This window comes from Streptomyces sp. CRCS-T-1 (assembly GCF_024442335.1).
GTDB classification, from domain to species: Bacteria; Actinomycetota; Actinomycetes; order Streptomycetales; family Streptomycetaceae; genus Streptomyces; species Streptomyces koelreuteriae.
Genome location: NZ_CP101651.1, coordinates 6,377,858 through 6,399,789, shown reverse-complemented (window position 1 = coordinate 6,399,789; position 21,932 = coordinate 6,377,858). Strand labels below are relative to the sequence as shown.

Annotated in this window: 20 protein-coding genes; 8 read left to right on the top strand and 12 right to left on the bottom strand. The window is 72.9% G+C overall.

Translation table 11 applies throughout. From position 1 onward, the window contains the following. Positions 1 to 120: 120 nt before the first annotated feature. From pepN to NNW99_RS28940, 4 genes are all read right to left on the bottom strand, one after another. The gene (gene pepN / locus NNW99_RS28955) at positions 121 to 2,613 is read right to left on the bottom strand and encodes an aminopeptidase N (protein ID WP_215122108.1); all 2,493 of its coding nucleotides are present in this window, start codon (positions 2,611 to 2,613) and stop codon (positions 121 to 123) included. 68 nt (positions 2,614 to 2,681) lie between these two features. Next, complete coding sequence (locus tag NNW99_RS28950; RefSeq protein WP_215122107.1) at positions 2,682 to 3,233, bottom strand: two-component system response regulator; 552 nt, start codon at positions 3,231 to 3,233, stop codon at positions 2,682 to 2,684. 169 nt (positions 3,234 to 3,402) lie between these two features. Further along, positions 3,403 to 3,753, bottom strand: a complete 351-nt coding sequence (locus NNW99_RS28945; RefSeq protein ID WP_215122106.1) for a chorismate mutase — start codon at positions 3,751 to 3,753, stop codon at positions 3,403 to 3,405. A 45-nt stretch (positions 3,754 to 3,798) separates the two neighbouring features. Next, positions 3,799 to 4,251 carry a GNAT family N-acetyltransferase gene (locus tag NNW99_RS28940; protein ID WP_251057971.1) on the bottom strand — a complete coding sequence of 151 codons (453 nt, stop codon included), beginning with the start codon at positions 4,249 to 4,251 and terminating at the stop codon, positions 3,799 to 3,801. Positions 4,252 to 4,372: 121 nt separating this feature from the next. Here NNW99_RS28940 and NNW99_RS28935 point away from each other — a divergent pair, with 121 nt between their 5' ends. Then, complete coding sequence (locus NNW99_RS28935; protein WP_215122105.1) at positions 4,373 to 5,269, top strand: hypothetical protein; 897 nt, start codon at positions 4,373 to 4,375, stop codon at positions 5,267 to 5,269. Positions 5,270 to 5,401: 132 nt separating this feature from the next. On the opposite strand, the gene NNW99_RS28930 is transcribed toward NNW99_RS28935, so the two are convergent. Both NNW99_RS28930 and NNW99_RS28925 read right to left on the bottom strand, forming a co-directional pair. Then, positions 5,402 to 6,325, bottom strand: coding sequence for an SDR family oxidoreductase (locus tag NNW99_RS28930; protein WP_215122104.1), 924 nt, complete (start codon positions 6,323 to 6,325; stop codon positions 5,402 to 5,404). Between the two features lies 1 nt (position 6,326). Then, the gene (locus tag NNW99_RS28925) at positions 6,327 to 7,067 is read right to left on the bottom strand and encodes an SDR family oxidoreductase (RefSeq protein ID WP_215122103.1); all 741 of its coding nucleotides are present in this window, start codon (positions 7,065 to 7,067) and stop codon (positions 6,327 to 6,329) included. A 55-nt stretch (positions 7,068 to 7,122) separates the two neighbouring features. Between NNW99_RS28925 and NNW99_RS28920 the strand changes: the two genes are divergently transcribed. The 4 genes from NNW99_RS28920 to NNW99_RS28905 are packed head-to-tail and all read left to right on the top strand — an operon-like array spanning position 7,123 to position 10,453. Next, positions 7,123 to 7,878: an enoyl-CoA hydratase family protein gene (locus tag NNW99_RS28920; protein ID WP_215122102.1), complete on the top strand. Its 756-nt coding sequence runs from the start codon at positions 7,123 to 7,125 to the stop codon at positions 7,876 to 7,878. Then, a complete protein-coding gene (locus NNW99_RS28915) occupies positions 7,879 to 8,688 on the top strand; it encodes a CoA transferase subunit A (RefSeq protein WP_215122101.1) in 810 nt (269 codons plus the stop codon). After that, positions 8,685 to 9,404 carry a CoA-transferase subunit beta gene (locus NNW99_RS28910; protein ID WP_215122100.1) on the top strand — a complete coding sequence of 240 codons (720 nt, stop codon included), beginning with the start codon at positions 8,685 to 8,687 and terminating at the stop codon, positions 9,402 to 9,404. Before NNW99_RS28915 ends, NNW99_RS28910 begins: the two co-directional genes overlap by 4 nt. Next, a complete protein-coding gene (locus NNW99_RS28905; RefSeq protein WP_215122099.1) occupies positions 9,401 to 10,453 on the top strand; it encodes a nitronate monooxygenase family protein in 1,053 nt (350 codons plus the stop codon). Before NNW99_RS28910 ends, NNW99_RS28905 begins: the two co-directional genes overlap by 4 nt. Positions 10,454 to 10,478: 25 nt before the next feature. On the opposite strand, the gene NNW99_RS28900 is transcribed toward NNW99_RS28905, so the two are convergent. From NNW99_RS28900 to NNW99_RS28890, 3 genes are read right to left on the bottom strand one after another with little or no spacing between them, the layout of a single operon-like run. Further along, the gene (locus NNW99_RS28900) at positions 10,479 to 11,636 is read right to left on the bottom strand and encodes an acetyl-CoA C-acetyltransferase (protein WP_215122098.1); all 1,158 of its coding nucleotides are present in this window, start codon (positions 11,634 to 11,636) and stop codon (positions 10,479 to 10,481) included. A 23-nt stretch (positions 11,637 to 11,659) separates the two neighbouring features. After that, complete coding sequence (locus NNW99_RS28895) at positions 11,660 to 12,274, bottom strand: TetR/AcrR family transcriptional regulator (protein WP_215122097.1); 615 nt, start codon at positions 12,272 to 12,274, stop codon at positions 11,660 to 11,662. Between the two features lie 15 nt (positions 12,275 to 12,289). Then, on the bottom strand, positions 12,290 to 13,078 hold the full coding sequence (locus tag NNW99_RS28890) for an SDR family oxidoreductase (protein WP_215122096.1): 789 nt from the start codon (positions 13,076 to 13,078) through the stop codon (positions 12,290 to 12,292). A gap of 48 nt (positions 13,079 to 13,126) precedes the next feature. Here NNW99_RS28890 and NNW99_RS28885 point away from each other — a divergent pair, with 48 nt between their 5' ends. Together NNW99_RS28885 and NNW99_RS28880 are read left to right on the top strand one after the other, a co-directional pair. Beyond that, positions 13,127 to 14,266: an acyl-CoA dehydrogenase family protein gene (locus NNW99_RS28885; protein WP_215122095.1), complete on the top strand. Its 1,140-nt coding sequence runs from the start codon at positions 13,127 to 13,129 to the stop codon at positions 14,264 to 14,266. After that, complete coding sequence (locus NNW99_RS28880) at positions 14,266 to 15,228, top strand: acyl-CoA dehydrogenase family protein (protein ID WP_215122094.1); 963 nt, start codon at positions 14,266 to 14,268, stop codon at positions 15,226 to 15,228. Before NNW99_RS28885 ends, NNW99_RS28880 begins: the two co-directional genes overlap by 1 nt. Here the strand turns inward: NNW99_RS28880 and NNW99_RS28875 are convergent. The 3 genes from NNW99_RS28875 to NNW99_RS28865 all read right to left on the bottom strand — a co-directional run bounded on the left by NNW99_RS28875 (position 15,200) and on the right by NNW99_RS28865 (position 18,457). Beyond that, the gene (locus tag NNW99_RS28875) at positions 15,200 to 16,858 is read right to left on the bottom strand and encodes a cytochrome bc complex cytochrome b subunit (RefSeq protein WP_251057970.1); all 1,659 of its coding nucleotides are present in this window, start codon (positions 16,856 to 16,858) and stop codon (positions 15,200 to 15,202) included. The genes NNW99_RS28880 and NNW99_RS28875 overlap by 29 nt on opposite strands. A gap of 111 nt (positions 16,859 to 16,969) precedes the next feature. Beyond that, the gene (locus tag NNW99_RS28870; protein ID WP_215122093.1) at positions 16,970 to 17,713 is read right to left on the bottom strand and encodes a VWA domain-containing protein; all 744 of its coding nucleotides are present in this window, start codon (positions 17,711 to 17,713) and stop codon (positions 16,970 to 16,972) included. A 12-nt stretch (positions 17,714 to 17,725) separates the two neighbouring features. Further along, a complete protein-coding gene (locus NNW99_RS28865) occupies positions 17,726 to 18,457 on the bottom strand; it encodes an ABC transporter ATP-binding protein (RefSeq protein ID WP_215122092.1) in 732 nt (243 codons plus the stop codon). Positions 18,458 to 18,596: 139 nt separating this feature from the next. On the opposite strand from NNW99_RS28865, the gene NNW99_RS28860 reads away from it, so the two are divergent. After that, positions 18,597 to 21,932 carry an FtsX-like permease family protein gene (locus tag NNW99_RS28860; protein WP_215122091.1) on the top strand — a complete coding sequence of 1,112 codons (3,336 nt, stop codon included), beginning with the start codon at positions 18,597 to 18,599 and terminating at the stop codon, positions 21,930 to 21,932.

The following is a 21,932-nucleotide window of genomic DNA, read 5'->3' as shown; positions in this document are numbered from 1 at the left end:
GTGAAGCCCAACGACCGGACCCGGGTGGAGGTACTTCCCGACGGGGAGAACCTGTTGGGGTCCGGTCGTCTCAGCCCTGGGAGGAGTCGGGCGCCGGGGAGGTGCCCGGCGCCCGGGGCCCTACGGCCGCGGTCCCTGCCGCACCCTCAACGCCCGTGCCAGATCGTCCAGTTGGTCGACGAGCTTGCGGTGCAGTGCCGGGATCGGTTCGGCGTCGCGCAGGGAATCCTCGCCCAGGCGCAGGTTCTCCGCGTCGACGGCGTGGGCGGGGAAGGCCGAGCGGCCGACGGCCGTGGCGATGGCGGGGCCGCGGCGCTCGGCGACGGCCACCGCGTCGGCGTAGTAGCGCGGCACGTACTCGCGGACCAGGTCGGCCTGTTCGGGCTGCCAGAAGCCCGCGGCGGTGGCGGTGAAGAGGTAGTTGGACAGCTCGTCGGAGCCGAACATCGCCTGCCAGGCGCGGGCCTTGGCCTCCGGGTCGGGCAGCGCGGCCCGGCAGTGGGCGGCGCCCTCCCGGCCGGTGGCGCTGGGGTCGCGTTCCAGCTCGGCGGCGATGGCGGCCTCGTCGGTGGCGCCGAGGACGGCGAGCCGGGCGAGGACGCGCCAGCGCAGCTCGGGGTCGAGCTCCGGGCCGCCGGGGACGGTGCCGTCGGCGAGCCAGGCGGCGATGGTGTCGGGGTGGGCCGCGACGTCGATGCGGTGGCGTACGGCGATCAGGCGCAGGCCGGGGTTGTCGCCGTCCTCGGTGCGGCGGATGAGGTCGCGGCACAGGTCGGAGAGGGTGGCGAGCGCGGCGGGGCGCTCCTCGGGGGTGAGGTAGTGGTCGGTGATGTAGGTGGACGCGAAGGCGAGCACTCCCTGGACGACGGCGAGGTCCGTCTCGAGGGGGAGATGGGCCCGGGCGGTCTCCAGGTAGGCGGCGGGGGCCAGTTCGCCGTCGCGGACGGCGTCGCGCAGGGCGTTCCAGACGACCGCGCGGGTGAGCGGTTCGGGCAGGCCGGACAGTTCCTTGCGGATGGTCTCGAAGGACTCGGGGTCGAAGCGGACCTTGGCGTAGGTGAGGTCGCCGTCGTTGAGGAGGAGCAGGGCCGGGCGCTTGCCGAGGGGGTGGGCGTCGTCGCGCGGCAGGTCCAGCTGGAGGCGTTCGCGCAGGGCGAGGTGCCCGCCGTCGTCGCCGAGGTCCCGGTCGTACAGGCCGACGGCGATGTGGTGGGGGCGGCTGCCGGCGTGGTCGACGGTGAGGGCGCAGGTGCCGTTCTCGCCGGGGACGACCTGGGGGGTGAGGGTGTCGACGCCGGTGGTGCGCAGCCAGGCGTCGGCCCAGGCGTGGACGTCGCGTTCGGTGGCGCCGGCGAGGGAGTCGATGAAGTCGGCGAGGGTGGCGTTGGCGAACTTGTGCCGGGCGAAGTGGGTGTTGATGCCGGCGAGGAAGTCCTTCTCGCCGAGCCAGGCGACGAGCTGGCGCAGGGCGCTGGCGCCCTTGGCGTAGGAGATGCCGTCGAAGTTGAGCAGCGCGGAGGCGGTGTCGTCGACGGCCTCGGGGGCGACGGGGTGGGTGGAGGGGCGCTGGTCGGCGTCGTAGCCCCAGGACTTGCGGGCGACGGCGAAGTCGGTCCAGGTGTCCGTGAAGCGAGTCGCCTCGGTGAGGGTCTGGTAGCCCATGTACTCGGCGAAGGACTCGTTCAGCCAGATGTCGTCCCACCACTTGAGGGTGACGAGGTCGCCGAACCACATGTGGGCCATCTCGTGGGCGATGACCATGGCGCGGGTCTGCCGCTCGGTGTCGGTGACGGCGGAGCGGTAGACGAACTCGTCGCGGAAGGTGACGAGGCCGGGGTTCTCCATGGCGCCCGCGTTGAACTCGGGGACGAAGGCCTGGTCGTAGGAGTCGAAGGGGTAGGGCTCGTCGAACTTCTCGTGGTAGCGGTCGTAGCACGCGCGCGTGACGTCGAAGAGTTCGTCGGCGTCGGCGTCCAGGTAGGGGGCGAGGGAGCGGCGGCAGTGCAGGCCGAAGGGCAGGCCGCCGTGCTCGGTGCGTACGGAGTGCCAGGGGCCGGCGGCGACGGCGACGAGGTAGGTGGAGATCAGCGGTGTGGGTGCCGCCTTCCATACGCCGTCGGTCTGTTCGGTGATGCCGTTGGCGAGGACGGTCCAGCCCTCGGGGGCCCGGACGGACAGCTCGAAGACGGACTTGAGGTCGGGCTGGTCGAAGGCGGCGAAGACGCGCTGGACGTCGTCGAGGAAGAGCTGGGTGTAGACGTATGTCTCGCCGTCGGTGGGGTCGGTGAAGCGGTGCATGCCCTCGCCGGTGCGGGAGTAGCGCATGGCCGCGTGCACGCGCAGTTCGTGCTCGCCGGCGGTGAGGTCCTTCAGGGGCAGCCGGTTGTCGTCCAGGGCTTCGGGGTCCAGGGGGTGTCCGTCGAGGGTGACGGAGCGCAGCTCGTCCGGCCTGACCTCGACGAAGGTGTCTCCGTCGGCGCGGGCGCTGAACCTGATCAGGGTGCGGGAGTCGAAGGTCTCGTCGCCGGTGGTCAGGTCGAGTTCGATCGTGTAGCGGTGCACGTCGAGGAGCTCTGCTCGGGTCTGCGCTTCGTCGCGCGTCAGTACGGACATGCGTGACATGCTGCCTGATCGCACTGGCAAGGCACAGAGGCGGATCGGTACGTGCCCAATGTCCGCCTCTAGGTGCGGTCTTTTTCGAGCTCCCCGGCGTGCGCCCCCATGGGTCGCTGGGTCGGTACGCGCGCGTCGGGATGCGGCAGGGCGGGGCGCGCGGGGTGTACGGCGGCCTCGGTGTGCTCCCGTACGAGGGCGCGCAGCCGGCGCACTTCCCGCTCCAGGGCGAGGTGGCGCTGCTGGGCGTCGTAGAGGTAGCGGACCTTGGTGCGCAGGGCCCAGGGGTCCACGGGTTTCATGACGAGGTCGGCGACGCCCAGGCGGAAGGCGGCGGTGGTCAGTTCGTGGTCGGCGCCGAAGCCGGTCAGCAGGATCACGGGGATGTGCTGGGTCTGTTCGACGCGCCGCATGTAGCGCACCACTTCCAGGCCGCTGACGCCGGGCATGCGCACGTCGAGGAGGAGCAGGCCGACCTGGCCGCGGAGCACCTGCTTGAGCGCCTCGTCGCCGCTGGTGGCCCGGCCGAGCAGATAGCCCAGCGGGGCCAGGGCGCTTTCCAGTGCGTAGAGCGTGTCCTCGTGGTCGTCGACGATGAGGATCCTGGTATCCGACGGCATGGCCCGACGCCCCTCCCTCGTGGAGGACCAGAGTAAGTCCGGGACACTGACGCGCAGTGCTTGTCAGCTGACATGCTGTGCACAGCGCAGCATGCCCCGCGCGGGCCGCCGTGTCACTCCCCTGGGAGCGCTCCTGCGGAGGTCTCTCGCCGCCGGACGTCGTCCGAGGTCAGTTGCCGCCGGAGGCGGAGCCGTTGAGTGTCTCGTCGGCGATGCGCTCGTGGTGGCGGATGACCTCGGCGACGATGAAATTCAGGAACTTCTCAGCGAAGGCCGGGTCCAGTTTGGCGTTCTCGGCGAGCGTGCGCAGCCGGTCGATCTGACGGGCCTCACGGGCCGGGTCGGCGGGCGGGAGCTGGTGCCTGGCCTTGAGGTGTCCGACCTGCTGGGTGCACTTGAAGCGCTCGGCGAGCATGTGGACGACGGCCGCGTCGATGTTGTCGATGCTGGCGCGCAGCCGGGCGAGCTCCTCGCGGACGGCGGCGTCGACATCACCGGTACCGGTGTTGCTGGTGGTCATGGGGCGTCAGCCTACGGGGAGGAGGCCCGGCCGCCGCACGCCGTCTCACGCCTCGGCGACGTCGAGACGCTTGTGGAAGTAGACGTCCTCGTGCCCGCCGGGCACGCCCTGGATGCGGGCCCGTTCCCGGTAGCCGAGGCGGGGGTAGAAGCCGGGGGCCTGGAAGCTGTACGTGGAGACGATCATGTCGGTGCAGCCGCGCTGGGCCGCCTCGGCCTCCGCCGCGCGCATCAGCCGGCCGCCCCAGCCGGCGTGCCGCTGGTCCTCCCGCACCCAGAGCATGTCCACGGAGCACAGGCTGCCCCACGTCCAGGCGGTGAGTCCGCCGATCAGCTCGCCGCTGTCGTCGCTGACGCGGACGGAGAGGGGCTCGGTGACGGCGCCGTCGGCGGCAGCGGTGTTGAAGGCCGTCAGCTCCTCGTCGAGCCGCTCTTCGAGGTCGTCGTCCTGGCCGCCCACCCGGAGCTCGGCGGCGACGGTGCGCTGTTCGCTGGTCACGGCCCGGATTCTGCCAGCGGGGCGCGGGCGGGACGACCGGTTTTCGCGGCGGCGGCGCGGGCCCGTGGCGTCACACTTTCGTACAGTGGAACCGGGTTCTGGGGCGTCTTGGGGGTGAGGCGTGGCGAACGACGGGCCGGTCGAGCACGGCTACCCGCATCTGGAGACGGTGCGGGCCGCCATCACGGCGTTGTACAAGCGACTGTCGTACGACACCATCCAGACGTTCGAGACCAGCGTGGTCCCGGCCGATGTGGCGTTCTGCGACACCGACGACCTGCATCTGGGGGCGCAGCGGGTGGCGCACGAGCTGGTGCGGCACTACCGGCTTCCGGACGCCCGGATGATCGTGAGCTTCCGGGAGATGCGGCACGCGGCGAACGTCGAGCTCGCGGCCGGGCCGGAGTACTTCGTGGAGTTGAACGACCGGTTCCGTACGCATCGGCGGGACATCGGGGCGGCGCTCGCGCACGAGGTGATGCATGTGTACCTGCACCGTCTCGACCTGTCCTTCCCGGGCGTCCGTGACAACGAGATCCTTACGGACACGGCGACGACGTACCTGGGGGCGGGCTGGCTGCTGCTGGACGCGTTCCGGGAGGACGCGGCGTCGTCGCAGAAGCTGGGGTATCTGACGCCGGAGGAGTTCGGGTATGTGCTGGCCAAGCGGGCGCTGGTCTTCGGGGAGGACCCGTCGGTGTGGTTCACGAGTGCGCAGGCGTACACGGCGTATGTGAAGGGGATGGAGCTGGCCCGGCGCGATGAGCGGCAGCCGCCGTTGACGGCGGCGGGGTGGGCGGGGCGGCGGCGGTATGCCAGGGACCGGCGGCAGGCGCCGGCGGGGGTGGGGGTGGGGGCGCAGCCGGGGGTGCGGTACCAGTTCTCTCCTGATGGGGGTGGGCGGTTGCGGGTGTCGTTTCCTTGTCCTACGTGTCATCAGCGGATTCGGGTGCCGGTGCGGGGGCGGGTTCGGGCGCGGTGTGGGTTGTGCCGGAGTGTTTTGGAGTGCGATACGTAGGTGTGGGCTGGTGTCCACTGGGGGCTCCGCCCCTCAGACCCCGGCCTATGCCCACCCGCCGCCCGAATCGGTGGGGCAAGAGGAACTCTCGCCAGGCCCGAATCGGTCGGGCGAGAGGTGCCCTCGCGTCCCCTACGCCCCGTAGACGGCCCCGGGCTCTCCCGCCTCCGCCAGCAGCTTCCGCACCCTCTCCCCCGCCTCCGCCGGGCTCCACCGCCCGCCCTTGTCCGCACTCGGCCCCGGCCGCCACCCCTCCATCACCGTGATCCGGCCGCCCTCCGCCTCGAAGACCCGGCCCGTCACCCCGGCGCTCGCCGCCGAGCCCAGCCAGACGACCAGGGGTGAGACGTTCTCCGGGGCCATCGTGTCGAAGCCCGACTCGGGTGCCGTCATGGTGTCGGCGAAGGTGCGTTCCGTCATGCGGGTGCGGGCGGCGGGGGCGATGGCGTTGGTCTGGACGCCGTAGCGGTGCAGTTCGGCCGACGCGACCAGCGTCAGGGCGACGATGCCGGCCTTCGCGGCGCTGTAGTTGCCCTGTCCGACGGAGCCCAGCAGACCGGCGCCGCTGCCGGTGTTGACGATCCGGGCGTCGGGGCGGCGGCCCGCCTTGGCCTCGGTCCGCCAGTGTGCGGCGGCGTGCCGCAGGGGCAGGAAGTGGCCCTTGAGGTGGACGCGTACGACGGCGTCGAAGTCGTCCTCGTCGAGGTTGACCAGCATCCGGTCGCGCAGGAAGCCCGCGTTGTTGACGAGTGTGTCGAGCCGGCCGTACGTCTGAAGGGCGGTTCGGATCAGGGAGGCGGCGCCCTCGGTCGTGGCGATGTCGCCGCCGTGCGGCACGGCCTCGCCGCCTGCCGCGCGGATCTCCTCGGCGACCAGGGCGGCCGGGCTGTCGGGGCCGGGGGTGCCGTCGGTTCCGGGGGTGCCGTCGAGGCCGACGCCGAGGTCGTTGACGACGAGCCGGGCGCCCTCGGCGGCGAACGCGAGGGCGTGCGCGCGGCCGAGCCCCCGTCCGGCGCCGGTGACGACGACGACCCGTCCGTCGCAGAGTGCGCTCATCTCACAGCTCCTTGTTCGCGGTCGCGGCGTCCAGGAAGGCGGGGCGCTCCCCGCCCCCGTGGACGAGCAGGCTCGCCCCGCTGATGTAGGCGGCCGCGTCGGAGGCGAGGAACACCGCCGCCGCGCCGACGTCGGACGGCTCGGCGAGACGGCCGAGGGGGACGGTGCGGGAGACGGCCGAGACGCCGTCCCGGTCGCCGTAGTGGAGGTGGGACAGCTCGGTGCGGACCATGCCCACGACGAGGGTGTTGACCCTGATGCCGGGCGCCCACTCCACGGCCATCGAGCGGGCGAGGCTCTCCAGGCCCGCCTTGGCGGCGCCGTAGGCGGCGGTGCCGGGCGAGGGACGGCCGCCGCTGACACTGCCGATCATGACGATCGACCCCTTGGTGCGCCGCAGATGGTCGTACGCGGCGAGGGACACGGTCAGGGGAGCCAGCAGGTTGAGCTCCACCACGCGCGCGTGCCGCTCGGCGTCGGCCGCGGTGAGCAGCCGGTGCGGTGCGCCGCCCGCGTTGTTGACCAGGACGTCCATCCGGGGCAGGTCGGCGAGGACGCGGCGGACCGCCTCGGGGTCGCGGACGTCCAGCGGCACGAACTCGGTCCCGGGCTGGGGCACTTCCGGGGCCCGGCGGGCGCAGACCACGACCTTCGCGCCCGCCCGTACGAAGGCGCGCGCGATGCCGGCACCGACGCCCCGGGTGCCACCGGTGACGACGGCGACCTTCCCGTCCAGGTCCATACGCTGCTACCTTTCCACCTAACAAACGTTTGGTGGAAAGGTAGCTGATGCGGCCATGGGTGTCTCCACCTCGTGCGTGGAAAAGGGCATCGCCGTTGTCACGGTCGACTTCCCGCCGGTGAACGCGCTGCCGGTGGCCGGCTGGTTCGCGCTGGCCGAGGCGGTGCGGGCGGCCGGACGCGACCCGGAGGTGCGGTGCGTGGTGCTGACGGCCGAGGGGCGGGGGTTCAACGCGGGTGTGGACATCAAGGAGTTGCAGGCGGACGACGCGCGGCACGGGGCGCTGATCGGCGCGAACAGCGGCTGCGCCGAGGCCTTCGCGGCGGTGTACGAGTGCGAGGTGCCGGTCGTGGCGGCCGTGCGGGGCTTCTGTCTGGGCGGCGGCATCGGCCTCGTGGGGAACGCGGACGCGATCGTGGCGAGCGAGGACGCGGTGTTCGGGCTGCCCGAGCTGGACCGGGGCGCCCTGGGCGCGGCCACCCATCTGGCCCGGCTGGTCCCGCAGCACCTGATGCGCGCCCTGTACTACACGTCGCGCACGGCGAGCGCGGCCGAGCTGCACGCGCACGGCTCGGTGTGGCGGGTCGTACCGCGCGAGGAACTGACGTCCGCCGCTCTGGAGTTGGCGCGCGAGATCGCCGCGAAGGACGGAAGGCTGCTGCGCCTGGCCAAGGCCGCCATCAACGGCATCGACCCCGTCGACGTGCGCCGCAGCTACCGCTTCGAGCAGGGCTTCACCTTCGAGGCGAACCTCAGCGGGGTCGCCGACCGGGTGCGGTCCGGCTTCGGGAAGGAGAAGGAGGGTGCGTAGGTGAGCGACAAGACGATGACCGCCGACGAGGTCGTCTCCCGTCTGCACAGCGGCATGACCCTCGGCATCGGCGGCTGGGGCTCGCGCCGCAAGCCGATGGCCCTGGTCAGAGCGCTGCTGCGGTCGGAGGTCAGCGATCTCACCGTCGTCTCGTACGGCGGCCCGGACGTGGGCATGCTGGCCGCCGCAGGGCGGATCCGGAAGCTGGTCACGGCCTTCGTCACCCTCGATTCGATCCCTCTGGAGCCGCACTACCGCGCGGCCCGCGAGCGGGGCGCCTTCGAACTGACGGAGATCGACGAGGCGATGTTCATGTGGGGGCTGCGCGCGGCGGCGAACCGGCTGCCGTTCCTGCCGGTGCGGGCCGGGCTCGGTTCGGACGTGATGCGGGTCAACCCGGGCCTGCGGACGGTCACCTCGCCGTACGAGGACGGGGAGACGTTCGTCGCGATGCCCGCCCTGCGGCTGGACGCGGCCCTGGTCCACGTCAACCGCGCGGACCGGTCGGGCAACGGCCAGTACCTGGGCCCCGACCCCTACTTCGACGACCTGTTCTGCGAGGCGGCGGACACGGCCTACGTCAGCTGCGAACGGATCGTCGACACGGCCGAGCTGACGAAGGCGGGCCCGCCTCAGACCCTGCTGATCAAGCGTCACACGGTCACCGGGGTCGTCGAGGCCCCGCACGGCGCGCATTTCACCTCCTGCGCGCCCGACTACGGCCGGGACGAGGCCGTCCAGAAGACCTACGCCACCACTGCCTGGCCGGAGTTCGCGGCCCGGTTCCTCGCCGCGGAGGAGGGGGCATGAAGGACGTCACCCGCGCCGAATACTGCGTGATCGCCTGCGCCGAGGCCTGGCGGGGCGACGGCGAGGTGCTCGCCAGTCCCATGGGGCTGATCCCCTCCGTCGGCGCCCGGCTGGCCCGGCTCACCTTCGCGCCGGACCTGCTGCTGACCGACGGCGAGGCGACGCTCGTCCGCCCGGACGGGACGGCGGAGGGCTGGCTGCCGTACCGGCAGCATCTGGCCTGGGTCACCGGCGGGCGGCGGCACGTGATGATGGGCGCGAGCCAGATCGACCGGTTCGGCAACCAGAACATCTCCTGCATCGGCGACTGGGAGCGGCCGAAGCGGCAGCTGCTCGGGGTGCGCGGCGCGCCGGTCAACACGCTCAACAACCCGACGAGTTACTGGGTCCCGAGGCACTCCCGGCGGGTCTTCGTCGAGCGGGTCGACATGGTCTGCGGCGTCGGGTACGACCATGCGGCCGGGGCGCGGTACCACCGCATCCCACGGGTCGTCTCCGACCTGGGCGTCTTCGACTTCGCCACCCCCGACCGCTCGATGCGGCTGGCGTCGCTGCACCCGGGTGTCACGGTGGAGCAGGTCAAGGAGGCGACGGGCTTCGAGCTGACCGTCCCGGACGAGGTGCCGGCGACCCGTGAACCGACCGCCGAGGAGCTGCGGCTGATCCGTGAGGTCGTCGACCCGGCCGGGGCCCGTGCCCGGGAGGTCGCCTCGTGAGGGAGACGGCGCTGACCCGGCTGACCGGTGTCCGTCATCCGGTCGTGCAGACCGGGATGGGCTGGGTGGCGGGCCCGCGTCTGGTGAGCGCCACGGCGAACGCGGGCGCCCTCGGCATCCTGGCCTCCGCGACGATGACGCTCGACCAGTTGCGCGCGGCCGTACGGGAGGTCCGGGCCCGGACCGAGGCGCCGTTCGGGGTGAATCTGCGCGCCGACGCGGCGGACGCGGGCGACCGGGTGCGGATCCTGGTCGAGGAGGGTGTCCGGGTCGCCTCCTTCGCCCTGGCCCCGTCCCGGGAGCTGATCGGCGAGCTCAAGGAGGCCGGTGTGGTGGTCATGCCGACCGTGGGGGCGCGGCGGCATGCCGAGAAGGTGGCGGCGTGGGGCGCGGACGCGGTGCTGGTGCAGGGCGCGGAGGGCGGCGGGCACACCGGTGAGGTGGCGACGACGGTGCTGCTGCCGCAGGTGGTCGACGCCGTGGACATACCGGTCGTGGCGGCGGGCGGGTTCTTCGACGGACGGGGGCTGGTCGCGGCCCTCGCCTACGGGGCGGCGGGCGTGGCGATGGGCACGCGGTTCCTGCTCACCTCGGACTCGACCGTGCCGGACGCGGTGAAGGCGCGGTATCTGGCGGCGACCGTACGGGATGTGACGGTCACCCGGGCCGTGGACGGGCTGCCGCACCGCATGCTGCGGACGGAACTGGTCGACGCGCTGGAACGCTCCGGCCGGGTGCGGGGTGCCGTCCAGGCGGTGCGCAGGGCGGCGGGCTACCGGAGGCTGTCCGGCACGAGCTGGCTCCGGCTGCTCCAGGACGGCCGCGCGCTCAAGCACGGCAAGGACCTGACCTGGAGCCAGGTCCTGCTGGCCGCCAACACCCCGATGCTGCTCAAGGCGTCCATGGTGGACGGCCGTACGGATCTGGGGGTGATGGCGTCCGGGCAGGTCGCCGGGGTGATCGACGACCTGCCGTCCTGCGCGGAGCTGGTGGAGCGGATCATGAAGGAGGCCGACGACATCTGCCGAGGGCTCACCGCCCCACGATGACGGCTCACCGTCTCTCGACGACGGCTCAGAGCCTCTCGATGATCGTCACATTGGCCTGTCCGCCGCCCTCGCACATGGTCTGCAGGCCGAACCGGCCACCGGTGCGCTCCAGTTCGTGCAGCAGGGTGGTCATCAGCTTCACGCCCGTCGCGCCGAGCGGATGGCCGAGGGCGATGGCACCGCCGTTGACGTTGACCTTGTCCGGGTCGGCGCCGGTCTCCTTCTGCCAGGCCAGGACGACCGGGGCGAAGGCCTCGTTGATCTCGACGAGGTCGATGTCGTCGATGGCCAAGCCGGTCTTCTTCAGGGCGTGGGCGGTGGCCGGGATCGGGGCGGTGAGCATCCGGATCGGGTCCTCGCCGCGCACCGAGAGATGGTGCACCCGGGCGCGTGGGGTGAGGCCGTGGTCGCGCACGGCCCGCTCGGAGGCCAGCAGCATCGCCGCCGCGCCGTCGGAGACCTGGGAGGAGCAGGCGGCGGTGATCGTGCCGCCGTCGAGGACCGGCTTGAGCCCGGCCATCTTCTCCAGGGAGGTGTCCCTGCGCGGGCCCTCGTCGGCCGTGACCTCCCCGTACGGCACGGTCTCGCGGTCGAAGCGGCCCTCGTCGATCGCCCGGACCGCACGCCGGTGGGAGCGCAGGGCGAACTCCTCCTGGTCCTGCCTGCTGATCCCCCACTTCGCGGCGATCGTCTCGGCGCCCACGAACTGGTTCACGGGCTTGTCCCCGTACCGCGCCCGCCAGCCCGCGCTGCCGGCGAACGGCCCCTGCGTCAGTCCCAGGGGTTCGGCGGCCTGCCGGGTGGCGAAGGCGATGGGGATCATCGACATGTTCTGCACACCGCCGGCGACCACGAGGTCCTGGGTGCCGGACAGTACGGCCTGCGCGGCGAAGTGCACGGCCTGCTGCGAGGAGCCGCACTGCCGGTCGACGGTCACGCCCGGCACCTCCTCGGGCAGCCCGGCCGCCAGCCAGGCGGTCCGGGCGATGTCTCCGGCCTGCGGCCCCACGGCGTCCAGACAGCCGAGGACGACGTCCTCCACGGCGGCGGGGTCGACGCCCGAGCGGCTCATCAGCTCCTTGAGGGCATGCGCGCCGAGGTCGGCCGGATGGACCGCGCTCAGTCCTCCCCCGCGCCGCCCGACGGGCGTTCGCACCGCTTCGACGATGTAGGCCTCGGCCATGGCAACTCCCTGACAGTTGAGGGCTATTCGCGTACGGCGATCCCGTCCAGCACCATCGAGAGGTACTGCCGGGCGATCTCCTCCGGGCTGTGCTGTCCGCCCGGGCGGTACCAGGACGCGGCGACCCAGACCGTGTCGCGCACGAACCGGTAGGTGAGCCGGACGTCGAGGTCGGCGCGGAAGGCGCGCTCGGCGACGCCGCGCTCCAGGGTGGACAGCCACGCCTTCTCGAATCGGCGCTGTGACTCGGCGAGGAACGCGAACCGCTCCTGCGCCACGAGCTGCTTGCTCTCCTTCTGGTAGATCGCGACGGCCGGGCGGTGCCGGTCGATCTCCCGGAACGACTCGGTGACCAGTGCCTGAAGCGTCTCGCGGGGGCCGAGCCCGGCGTCCAGGACGGCGTCGTAGCCGTCCCAGAGCTCGTCGAGGAAGGTGCGCAGGATCTCCTCCAGCATCGATTCCTTGGAGTCGAAGTGGTAGTAGAGGCTGCCCGCGAGCATGCCCGCGTGGTCCGCGATCTTGCGGACGGTGGTGGCGTTGTAGCCCTGCTCGGCGAAGACCTCGGCGGCGGTGCCGAGGAGTTCGCTGCGACGGGCGGGCGCTGCGGTCACCTGGGGCTTCTTCTTCGTAGGAGGCACGGGTCCATTGTCGTCCTAGGCGTGCCGGCTGCTGACGGAGACCACTTCGCCCGTCATGTACGAGGAGTAGCCGGAGGCCAGGAACACGATCACGTTGGCCACCTCCCAGGGCTCGGCGTGGCGCCCGTAGGCCTCGCGTGCGGTCAGTTCGGCGAGCAGTTCGGGCGTGGTCACCTTCACCAGGTGCGGGTGCAGGGCGAGGCTGGGTGCCACGGCGTTGACCCGGACCCCGTAGTCGGCCGCCTCGACGGCCGCGCAGCGGGTCAGCGCCATCACTCCGGCCTTGGCGGCGGCGTAGTGGGCCTGTCCGGCCTGGGCGCGCCAGCCGACGACGGAGGCGTTGTTGACGATCACGCCGCCCCGGGTGTCCTTCATATGGCGGAGGGCGGCCCGCACGCACCGGAAGGTGCCGTTCAGCGTGACGTCCAGGACACGGGACCACTGGTCGTCGGTCATGTCGACGAGCTGTGCGGTGCCGCCCAGTCCGGCGTTGTTGACCACGACGTCGAGGCGTCCGTGCTCCCGTACGGCCGCCTCGAAGAGCGCGCGCACCTGCGTCTCGTCGGTGACGTCGCAGGGCACGGCCGCGACCGAGGCCGCCCCGAACTCGGCGGCCAGTTCCGCCTCGTGGTCCTTGAGCCGCCGCGCGTGCGCGTCGCTGATCAGCACGCGTGCGCCCTCCTCCAGGAGGCGCCGCGCCGTGGCCCCGCCGATCCCCGCGCCCGCCGCCGCGGTGACGACGGCGGTCCGGCCTTTCAGCAGGCCGTGACCGGGCACGTACGTCGGACTCTCGACGTCTGTCATGGGCTCACGCTAACCTACCAAACACTTGTTAGGGAAGGAGGAGCGGTCGTGGACCTCGCGTTGTCCCCCGCGGACGAGGAGTTCCGTACCGAGGTGCGGGAGTGGCTGCACGCGCACGTGCCGCGCGAACCGCTGCCCTCGCTGGAGACGGCGGAGGGTTTCGCCGCGCACCGCGCCTGGGAGGCGGAGCTGGCTGCGGATGGCTGGTCGGTGGTCAACTGGCCGTCGGCGTACGGCGGGCGGGACTCCGGGCTGCTGCGGTGGCTGCTCTTCGAGGAGGAGTACTACGCTGCGGGCGCCCCGGGGCGCGTCAGCCAGAACGGCATCCATCTGCTCGCCCCGACCCTCCTCGACCACGGCACCGGGGAGCAGCGGGCCCGGGTGCTGCCCGCGATGGCCTGCGGCGAGGTGATCTGGGCGCAGGCCTGGTCGGAGCCCGAGGCCGGTTCGGACCTGGCGTCGCTGCGGGCGAAGGCCGTGCGCACCGACGGCGGCTGGCTGCTGAGCGGGCAGAAGACCTGGTCCTCGCGGGCCGCGTTCGCCGACCGCGCGTTCGGCCTGTTCCGCAGCGACCCGGAGGCCCCGAAGCCCCACCAGGGGCTGACGTACCTCATGTTCGGCCTGGACGCCCCCGGTGTCACGGTCCGCCCGATCGCCCGGCTCGACGGCAAGCCGGCGTTCGCGGAGCTGTTCCTGGACGAGGTCTTCGTGCCCGACGAGGACGTGATCGGGGCCCCGGGCCAGGGCTGGCGGATCGCGATGGCGACGGCGGGCAACGAACGCGGGCTGATGCTCCGCTCCCCCGGCCGGTTCCTCGCCGCCGCGCGGCGACTGGAGGTGCTGTGGCGGGAGCGGGGCGCTCCGGTGTCCGCGCGGGACCGGGTGGCCGACACGCTGATCGGCGCCCGGGCCTACCAGCTCTTCACGTACGCGGCGGCCTCCCGCTTCCTGGAGGGCGAGGCGGTCGGCCCGGAGTCGAGTCTCAACAAGGTCTTCTGGTCCGAGCTGGACATCGCGCTGCAGGAGACGGCCCTCGACCTCCTCGGCCCGGAGGGCGAGCTGGCGGACACCGACTGGGCGGAGCGGTACGTCTTCGCGCTCGCCGGTCCCCTCTATGCCGGCACGAACGAGATCCAGCGCGACATCATCGCCGAGCGCCTGCTCGGTCTGCCGAAGGGGCGCCGCTGATGCGCTTTCTCCTCGATCCCGAGCAACGCGCCTTCGCCGCCTCCCTGGACGCCCTGCTGACGGCGGCCGGTACACCGGCGGTGGTGCGGGAATGGAGCCGGGGCGAGCATGCGAGCGGGCGGGCGCTGTGGTCCAGGGTCGCGGAGGCGGGCGTGTTCGCGCTGGCGGTCCCCGAGGCGTACGAGGGGCTGGGGCCGCTTCCCGTCGAACTGGCCGTCGCATTCGTCGAGTTGGGCCGTCACGCGGTGCCCGGCCCGCTGGTCGAGACGATCACGGCGGCGGTGCTGCTCACGGGGGCCGGCCCGGGGATCGCCAAGCGGCTGCTGCCGGGACTCGCGGCCGGGGAGACGATGGCGACGGTGGCGCCAGAGGGTGCTTACGCCCTCGACGGCGACGCCGCCACCCTCCGCCTCGCCCTAACCCCCGACGGCATCCGACTCTCCCCCGGCCACGGCCCCGTCCGCCCCTCACTCGACCCGGCCCGTCGGCTCACCCCCCTCGCCCCCGGCGGCGAAGTCGTCGACGCGGCCACGGACCAGGCCCTCGTCTGGGCCCGGCTCGCCACCGCCGCCCAGGCCCTCGGCGTGGGCCTCGCGCTGCTCGACAGAACCGTCGCGTACGTCAAGCAGCGCCGCCAGTTCGGGGTGCCGGTCGGCTCGTTCCAGGCGGTCGGGCACCGGCTGGCCGACGCGAGGATCGCCCTGGAGTTCGCGCGTCCGCTGGTGTTCGGCGCCGCGCTGACCATGCGCCCCGCCGATGTCGCCGCCGCCAAGGTCACCGCGTGCGAGGCGGCGTACGGCACCGCGCGCACCGCGCTGCAGTTGCACGGCGCGATCGGCTACACGGCGGAGTGCGACCTGTCGCTGTGGCTGACCAAGGCCCGGGCCCTGCGCACCGCCTGGGGCGACCCCGGGGAGTGCCGGGCCCTGGTCGTCAGTGCGGCTGGTGATCGCCGCTGGTGATCTCCCGGTACTCCTCCACCGTCGGCTTCTCGATCCGCGCGTCGGGCCCGAACATGGCCTTCGCGAGCCGGGCCCGCAGCCGCTCGGAGCGTCTGACCTTGCGGCGGACCCCGCCCGCGTCGACCTCGGCCCCGATCTCGTACGGCGGGTTCTGCTCGTGCTGGGTGAGGGTGAACAGCTCGCTCTGCGCGAGGGGCTCGTGCAGTTCGATGTACTCGCCGTTCGCCAGCCGTTTGATCGTGCCCGTCTCCCTGCCGTGCAGGACTTTGGCTCGGTCGCGGCGCTGGAGGCCCATGCAGATCTTCTTCGTGACGATGAAGGCGACGACCGGCAGCACGAACACGCCGATCCGCACGAACCAGGTGATCACATTGATGGACAGATGCAGATGCGTGGCCACGATGTCGTTGCCGCCGCCGATCAGCAGCACCGCGTACAGGGTCAGCCAGGCCACGCCGAGGCCGGTGCGCACGGGCGCGTTGCGCGGCCGGTCCAGGATGTGGTGCTCGCGCTTGTCGCCGGTGATCCACGCCTCGATGAAGGGATAGAGGCCGAGGGCGAGCAGGATCAGCGGGAAGAGCGAGAAGGGGATGAACACGCCGAGGACGAGCGTGTGCCCCCAGAGGTTGATCTCCCATCCCGGCATCACCCGGATCAGGCCCTCGGAGAAGCCGAGGTACCAGTCGGGCTGGGCACCGGTGGTGACTAGGTCGGGGCGGTAGGGGCCGAAGGCCCACACGGGGTTGATCTGGGCGAGCGCGCCCATCACCGTCAGGACGCCGAAGACGAGGAAGAAGAAGCCGCCCGCCTTGGCCATGTAGACCGGCAGGAAGGGCATCCCGACGACGGACCGCTCCTTGCGTCCGGGGCCCGGGAACTGGGTGTGCTTGTGGTAGAAGACCAGGATCAGATGGGCGGTGACCAGGCCCAGCATGATGCCGGGCAGCAGCAGGATGTGGACCGGGTACAGCCGGGAGATGATGTCGTCGCCCGGGAACTCCCCGCCGAAGAGGAAGAACGACAGATACGTCCCGACGATCGGGATCGACAGGATCGCGCCTTGCGCGAAGCGGATGCCGGTGCCGGAGAGCAGGTCGTCGGGGAGCGAGTAGCCGGTCAGGCCGGTGATGATGCCGAGCATCAGCAGGGTCCAGCCGAAGAGCCAGTTGAGCTCGCGCGGCTTGCGGAAGGCGCCCGTGAAGAACACCCGCATCATGTGCACCAGCATGCCGGTGATGAAGACCAGCGCCGCCCAGTGGTGGATCTGGCGGATCAGCAGCCCGCCGCGCACATCGAAGCTGATGTCCAGGGTGGACTCGAAGGCCCTGGACATGAGCACGCCGTTGAGCTCCGTGTAGGAGCCGTTGTAGACGACCTCCTGCATGCTCGGCTCGAAGAACAGGGTGAGGTAGACGCCCGTGAGGATCAGCACGATGAAGCTGTAGAGGGTGACCTCGCCCAGCATGAAGGACCAGTGGTCGGGGAAGACCTTGCGCATGTTGGCCCTGGCCAGCCCGTAGAGCCCGAGCCGCCCGTCCGCCCAGTCGGCGAGATGCTCGCCCTTGCCGGCGGGCGGTCTCCTGCGAGCGGAGGCCGTCCCGTACACCCGTCGTGCGCCGTCGTCGCCCATACGTCGTCGCCTCCCCGTCGGATCCTTCCCAGCGTGGCACGGCATCGCGACGGTGCAAATGGGGCGTAAGGAGGGATAGGCCAAGGGGACGAGCGGGTGACCGCTCCGGGCTCAGACCGGCGGCACGGTCCCCTGGGCCGGCACGATGCCCTGGGCCCGCGCGGCCACCAGCCACTTCGGGAATTCGCCCACCAGCCGGTCGTACAGCTCGGCGTCCGGCACCCTCCGCGGATCCTCACCCGCGTGGAAGAACCCGGCGTTGTCGACGACCCGCTTGCCCGGCACGGCCAGCTCGTCCAGCTTGCGCAGGAAGTCGAACTGCTTGCTGTCCGGGTCGCCGAAGCCGATGAACTGCCAGAACAGCGGAAGCCTCGCCGCCTTGCACAGATACCGCTCGGCGGCGAGCTTGCTGAGGGGGCCGCCGTCGGTCTGGAAGATCACGAGGGCGGGCTCGGTCGCGCCGCTGTCGAGGTAGTGGTCGATGACGGCGTCCATGGCCAGGTGGTAGCTGGTCTTGCCCATGTGCCCGAGCCCGGCCACGATCCGGTCGATCCGCCCCTGGTGGTCGGCCAGGGCGATCGAGGTCTCGGCGTCGACGTCGGTGGAGAAGAACACAACCGGCACGGTGCCGTCGTCGTCCAGGTGCGCCGACAGTCCGAGCACCCGGTCGGCGAGCGCCTGCACGCTGCCGTCCCTGTAGTACGGCCGCATCGAGCCGGAGTGGTCGACCACGAGGTAGACCGCGGCCCGCAGCCCGTCGAGGCCGTGTTTCGTGAGGGACACCCCGGCGCTCTTGTAGAGGTTCACCAGCGCGGGAGCGGTCTGCTGGACCTTGCTCAGACTGATCGCGACCATGGCCCCACCTTCTCACTCCTCGGCGACCACTCCGTCGCTCAGTTCCAGCACCCGGTCGGCCAGGCCGAGGAGTTGGGGGTCGTGGGTGGCGACCAGGGCCGTGACGCCCTCGCTGCGGACCACGGCCCGCAGCAGCTCCATCACCGCCAGGCCGGTCGCGGCGTCGAGCTGGCCGGTCGGCTCGTCGGCGAGCAGCAGGGCCGGGCGGTTGGCGAGGGCCCGGGCGATGGCGACCCGCTGCTGCTGTCCGCCGGAGAGCTCGGCGGGCCGCTGGGTCTCGTGTCCGGCGAGACCGACCAGGGCCAGGAGCAGCGCGACCCGCTTCTCGCGTTCGCGTGGCTCGGCCCGGCGCAGCCGCAGCGGGACGCCCACGTTCTCGGCGGCGGTGAGGATGGGGATCAGCCCGAAGGACTGGAAGACGAAGCCGATCCGGTCCCGGCGCAGTTCCAGCAGCTCGCTCCCGCTCAGCGCGGACAGGTCGGTGCCGCCCACGACGACACGGCCGCTCTGCGGGGAGTCCAGGCCGCCGATCATGTGGAGCAGCGTCGTCTTGCCGGAGCCCGAGCGGCCCTTGAGGGCGACCAGTTCGCCGCGCCGGACGGTGAAGGAGGCGCCGCGCAGCGCGTGCACGGTCGCGGCACCCGTGCCGTAGGAGTGCCGCAGGTCCTCCACCCGCAGCATCTGCTCGGCGGACGTGTCGTCGGCGAGGGCGGCGCCGGAGCCCGGGCTGGTGTTCTCGGTCATCACCGCATCCCATACGGAACCGGTCCGGATGGTCAAGAGTGGAACAACCCGGATTCGAACTCACGTGCCTGGCCGGTAACTCCGTGATATGCATGCCGGGTTGGGGGAAGAGCGGCTGGGCCGACGGGGTGGGGGAAGAGTGACGGGCTTACTGCTGCTGCGCCTGCGTGCGCATCGGCTGCTTCTCGTGGCCGCCCTGCTCGCCGTACTGCTGACCACCTCGGTGCTCGCCGCCCTCGCCGCCTTCTCCGGCTCCGTCGGGGACGCGGCGCTGCGCGGCGCCCTGGACGGACGGGCCGCGGCCTCCGCCTCCCTGGTCGTCGAGGCGGACGTGCCCCGGGAGCGGCGGGAGGCGGCGCGGCGGGCGGTGGAGCAGGGGGCGCGGGAGGCGTTCGGCGGGCTGCCGGTGACCGTGCGGACGCTGGAGCGGTCCGGGCCGTACGCGCTGCCCCGTTCCCTCCAGGCGGCCGACGCCCCCGCCGGGGAGCCCGACCTCACCCACCTCGCCGCCCTCGACCGCTCGCGGATCAGGCTGGTCTCGGGCGGTCTGCCGGGCCCCGCGCCGACGGCACAAGGTGAAGCCGTGCCCGTCGCGCTGCCCGAGGCGGCGGCCGACCGGCTGAAGCTGCGGCCCGGGGCGCGCGTCACGCTCACCGACCGGCTCGGCGGCAAGCCGCTCCGGGTCCGGGTGACCGGCGTGTACCGGGCGGCCGACAGCGCCGATCCCTACTGGCAGGCGGACATCCTCGGCGGCCAGGGCGTGCGGACCGTCGCCTTCACCACGTACGGGCCGCTGCTGGCCGACGCGTCGGCGCTCGCCTCCGGCCGGGTCACGGCGGACGGCACCGGCTGGGTGGCGACGGCCGACTACCGGACCGTCACCACCGACGGCATCGGCGCGCTCCGCGCGGCGGCCGTGCGCGCGACCGGGGCGCTGCGCGAGGACCCGGCGCTCGGGGGCGACGCCGACGTGCGCACCGAGCTGCCCGAGGTGCTCGACCGGACCGGGCGGTCCCTGCTGGTGGCCCGGTCGACGCTGATGATCGTCTCCGTGCAGCTGGTGCTGCTCGCCGGTTACGCGCTGCTGCTGGTGGCCCGGCTGCTGGACGGCGAGCGGGCGGGTGAGACCGAGCTGCTGCGGGCCAGGGGCGGATCACGCGGCCGGATCGCGGGACTCGCCGCGCTGGAGGCGCTGCTGCTCGCGGTCCCGGCCGCCGTCTGTGCCGCGCTGCTGTCCGGCCCGCTGGCCCGGCTGCTCGCCCGGTGGTCCTCCCTGGAGGGGATCGGGCTGCGGCTCGACGCCGTCCCGGCGGGCCGGGTCTGGCTGGTCGCGGGCGGGGTGGCGGCGGCGTGCGCGGTGGCGGTAGTGGCACCCGCGCTGGCCGCCACGGCGGGCACACCCGTACGGCTGCGGCGCGTCCGTGCCACGGCCTCGGCCGCGCCCGTGCGCGCCGGAGCCGATGTCGCGCTGCTGCTGATCGCGGGCGTGGCGTACTGGCAGCTCGACCGGCAGACCGACGCGACCGGCGGCGGGGTGCTGAGCCGGGACCGGGCCGGGGACCTGGGCATCGATCCGCTGCTGGTCGCGGCGCCCGCGCTGGCGCTGCTGGCGGGCACGGTCCTGACGCTGCGTCTGCTGCCGCTCGCGGCCCGGCTCGCGGAGCGCCGGTCGGCGAGCGGGCGGGGGCTGCCGGCGGCGCTGGCCGGGTGGCAGTTCAGCCGGCGTCCGCTGCGCGGGGCGGGTCCGGTGCTGCTGCTCGTCATCGCCGTGGCGACGGGAATGCTGGCGATCGGGCACGGCGCGTCCTGGGACCGGTCGCAGGACGACCAGGCCGACTTCCGGACGGGCGCCGCCGTCCGGGTCCTCGACTACCGGCCCGGCAGCCCCGGGCAGACCGGCCTCTACGCCGCGCTGCCCGGGGCCCGGGACGCCGCCCCCGCGCACCGCGCCGCCCTGGCCCTCTCCGGCGACCGCGAGGCGACGGTCCTCGCCCTGGACACGGCCCACGCCGGGGAGGGGATGCTGATGCGCGGCGATCTCGCCGACGAGCCCCCGGCGACACTGCTGCGGGCCCTCGCACCGCCCGCGCGGGACGCCCGGCGGGCGGTACGGCTCCCCGACGGCACCCGGCGGCTCGCCCTCGACGCGCGGATCACCGACGCGCAGGCCCGGACGGGGCGCTCCCCCTCAGGCCGGGCGCCCCAGCTCACGGTGGTCGTCGAGGACCGGTACGGCATCGGGTACCGGCTGGGCGCCGGGAACGTCCCGGTGGACGGCCGGGTCCACCGCATCACCCTCGACCTGGACGTGACGGCGACGGGCCGCCGCGCCGCCCCGGCCGGACCGTTGCGGCTGACCGGACTTCAGCTCGACGACACCTCTCCCGTCGGCCGCTCCGAGAAGCACCGGTTCACCGTGGAACGGCTGCTCGCCACCGGCCGCGACGGCTCCGCACGGACCGTCCCGGTGCCCGCCGGAACGCGCTGGCAGGGCCAGGAGGTCGTGACGGAGAACGGCGAGGTCGTCAGCCGCGGGGCGGCGAAGCCCGCCGTAGCGGGGGACGCGCCGCTGACCGTGTCGTACGGCACCGGCGCCGGCCGCGACGAGAATTTCATCGCCCCGTCGATCTACACGGTCGGCGTCACCACCGCCGGGGCGAGGGCACCGAAGGAGCTCGCCGCCGTCGCCACCCGGGACTTCCTGCGGGCGGCGGGAGCCGAGCCCGGCGACACCGTCGACGTCCCGCTGTCCGGGGAACAGCTCCGGGTGCGGATCGTACGGGCGGTCGAGGAGCTGCCGACCGCCGCGACCGACCTGGCCGGGGAGACCGTGAACGGCGGGGCGCTGCTGCTCGATCTGCGGGCCGTCGACGCCGTGCTGGCCCAGCGGTCCAGTGCGCCGCTCTCCCCCACCGAGTGGTGGGTGAGCGCCGCCCCGGGCAAGGCCGACGAGGTCGCCGCCGCGCTGCGGGCGCGCCCCGACCTCGGGCCGAACCAGGTGCTGGTGCGGGACGAGACGGCGGCCGAACTGCTGCGGGATCCGCTCGGCGCCGGGCCGCGCTCGGCCCTGACGGCGGTGGCGGTGGCCGCGGCTCTCCTCGCCGCCGGGGGGTTCGCGGTGAGCGCCGCCGGTGCGCGGCGGGAGCGGTCCGCGGAGTTCGCCGTGCTGCGCGCCCTCGGCGCCCCCCGCCGGGATCTCGCCCGGCTGGTCGCGACGGAGCAGAGCCTGCTCATCGGTGTCGGGCTGCTCGCCGGGCTCGGTCTCGGTACCGTCCTGACCCGGGCCGTCGTGCCGCTGATCGTGCTGACGTCCGGTGCGGGGCGGCCGGTCCCGCCCGTCCTCGTCGAACTCCCGCTGTTCCAGGTGGTGCTGCTCCTCGCGGGGGTGGCCGCCCCGCTGCTGCTGATCACCGTCGCGTCGGCGCTGCGCCGCGCCGAACCGGCGGTCGCGCTCCGCCATCAGGGGGAGGACTGA

Bases quoted from the DNA above. Each gene is read 5' to 3' on its own strand.
- pepN (WP_215122108.1), bottom strand. From the start codon at position 2,613: ATGTCCGTACTGACGCGCGACGAAGCGCAGACCCGAGCAGAGCTCCTC.
- NNW99_RS28950 (WP_215122107.1), bottom strand. From the start codon at position 3,233: ATGCCGTCGGATACCAGGATCCTCATCGTCGACGACCACGAGGACACG.
- NNW99_RS28945 (WP_215122106.1), bottom strand. From the start codon at position 3,753: ATGACCACCAGCAACACCGGTACCGGTGATGTCGACGCCGCCGTCCGC.
- NNW99_RS28930 (WP_215122104.1), bottom strand. From the start codon at position 6,325: ATGAGCGCACTCTGCGACGGACGGGTCGTCGTCGTCACCGGCGCCGGA.
- NNW99_RS28925 (WP_215122103.1), bottom strand. From the start codon at position 7,067: ATGGACCTGGACGGGAAGGTCGCCGTCGTCACCGGTGGCACCCGGGGC.
- NNW99_RS28920 (WP_215122102.1), top strand. From the start codon at position 7,123: ATGGGTGTCTCCACCTCGTGCGTGGAAAAGGGCATCGCCGTTGTCACG.
- NNW99_RS28910 (WP_215122100.1), top strand. From the start codon at position 8,685: ATGAAGGACGTCACCCGCGCCGAATACTGCGTGATCGCCTGCGCCGAG.
- NNW99_RS28900 (WP_215122098.1), bottom strand. From the start codon at position 11,636: ATGGCCGAGGCCTACATCGTCGAAGCGGTGCGAACGCCCGTCGGGCGG.
- NNW99_RS28890 (WP_215122096.1), bottom strand. From the start codon at position 13,078: ATGACAGACGTCGAGAGTCCGACGTACGTGCCCGGTCACGGCCTGCTG.
- NNW99_RS28880 (WP_215122094.1), top strand. From the start codon at position 14,266: ATGCGCTTTCTCCTCGATCCCGAGCAACGCGCCTTCGCCGCCTCCCTG.
- NNW99_RS28875 (WP_251057970.1), bottom strand. From the start codon at position 16,858: ATGGGCGACGACGGCGCACGACGGGTGTACGGGACGGCCTCCGCTCGC.
- NNW99_RS28870 (WP_215122093.1), bottom strand. From the start codon at position 17,713: ATGGTCGCGATCAGTCTGAGCAAGGTCCAGCAGACCGCTCCCGCGCTG.
- NNW99_RS28865 (WP_215122092.1), bottom strand. From the start codon at position 18,457: ATGACCGAGAACACCAGCCCGGGCTCCGGCGCCGCCCTCGCCGACGAC.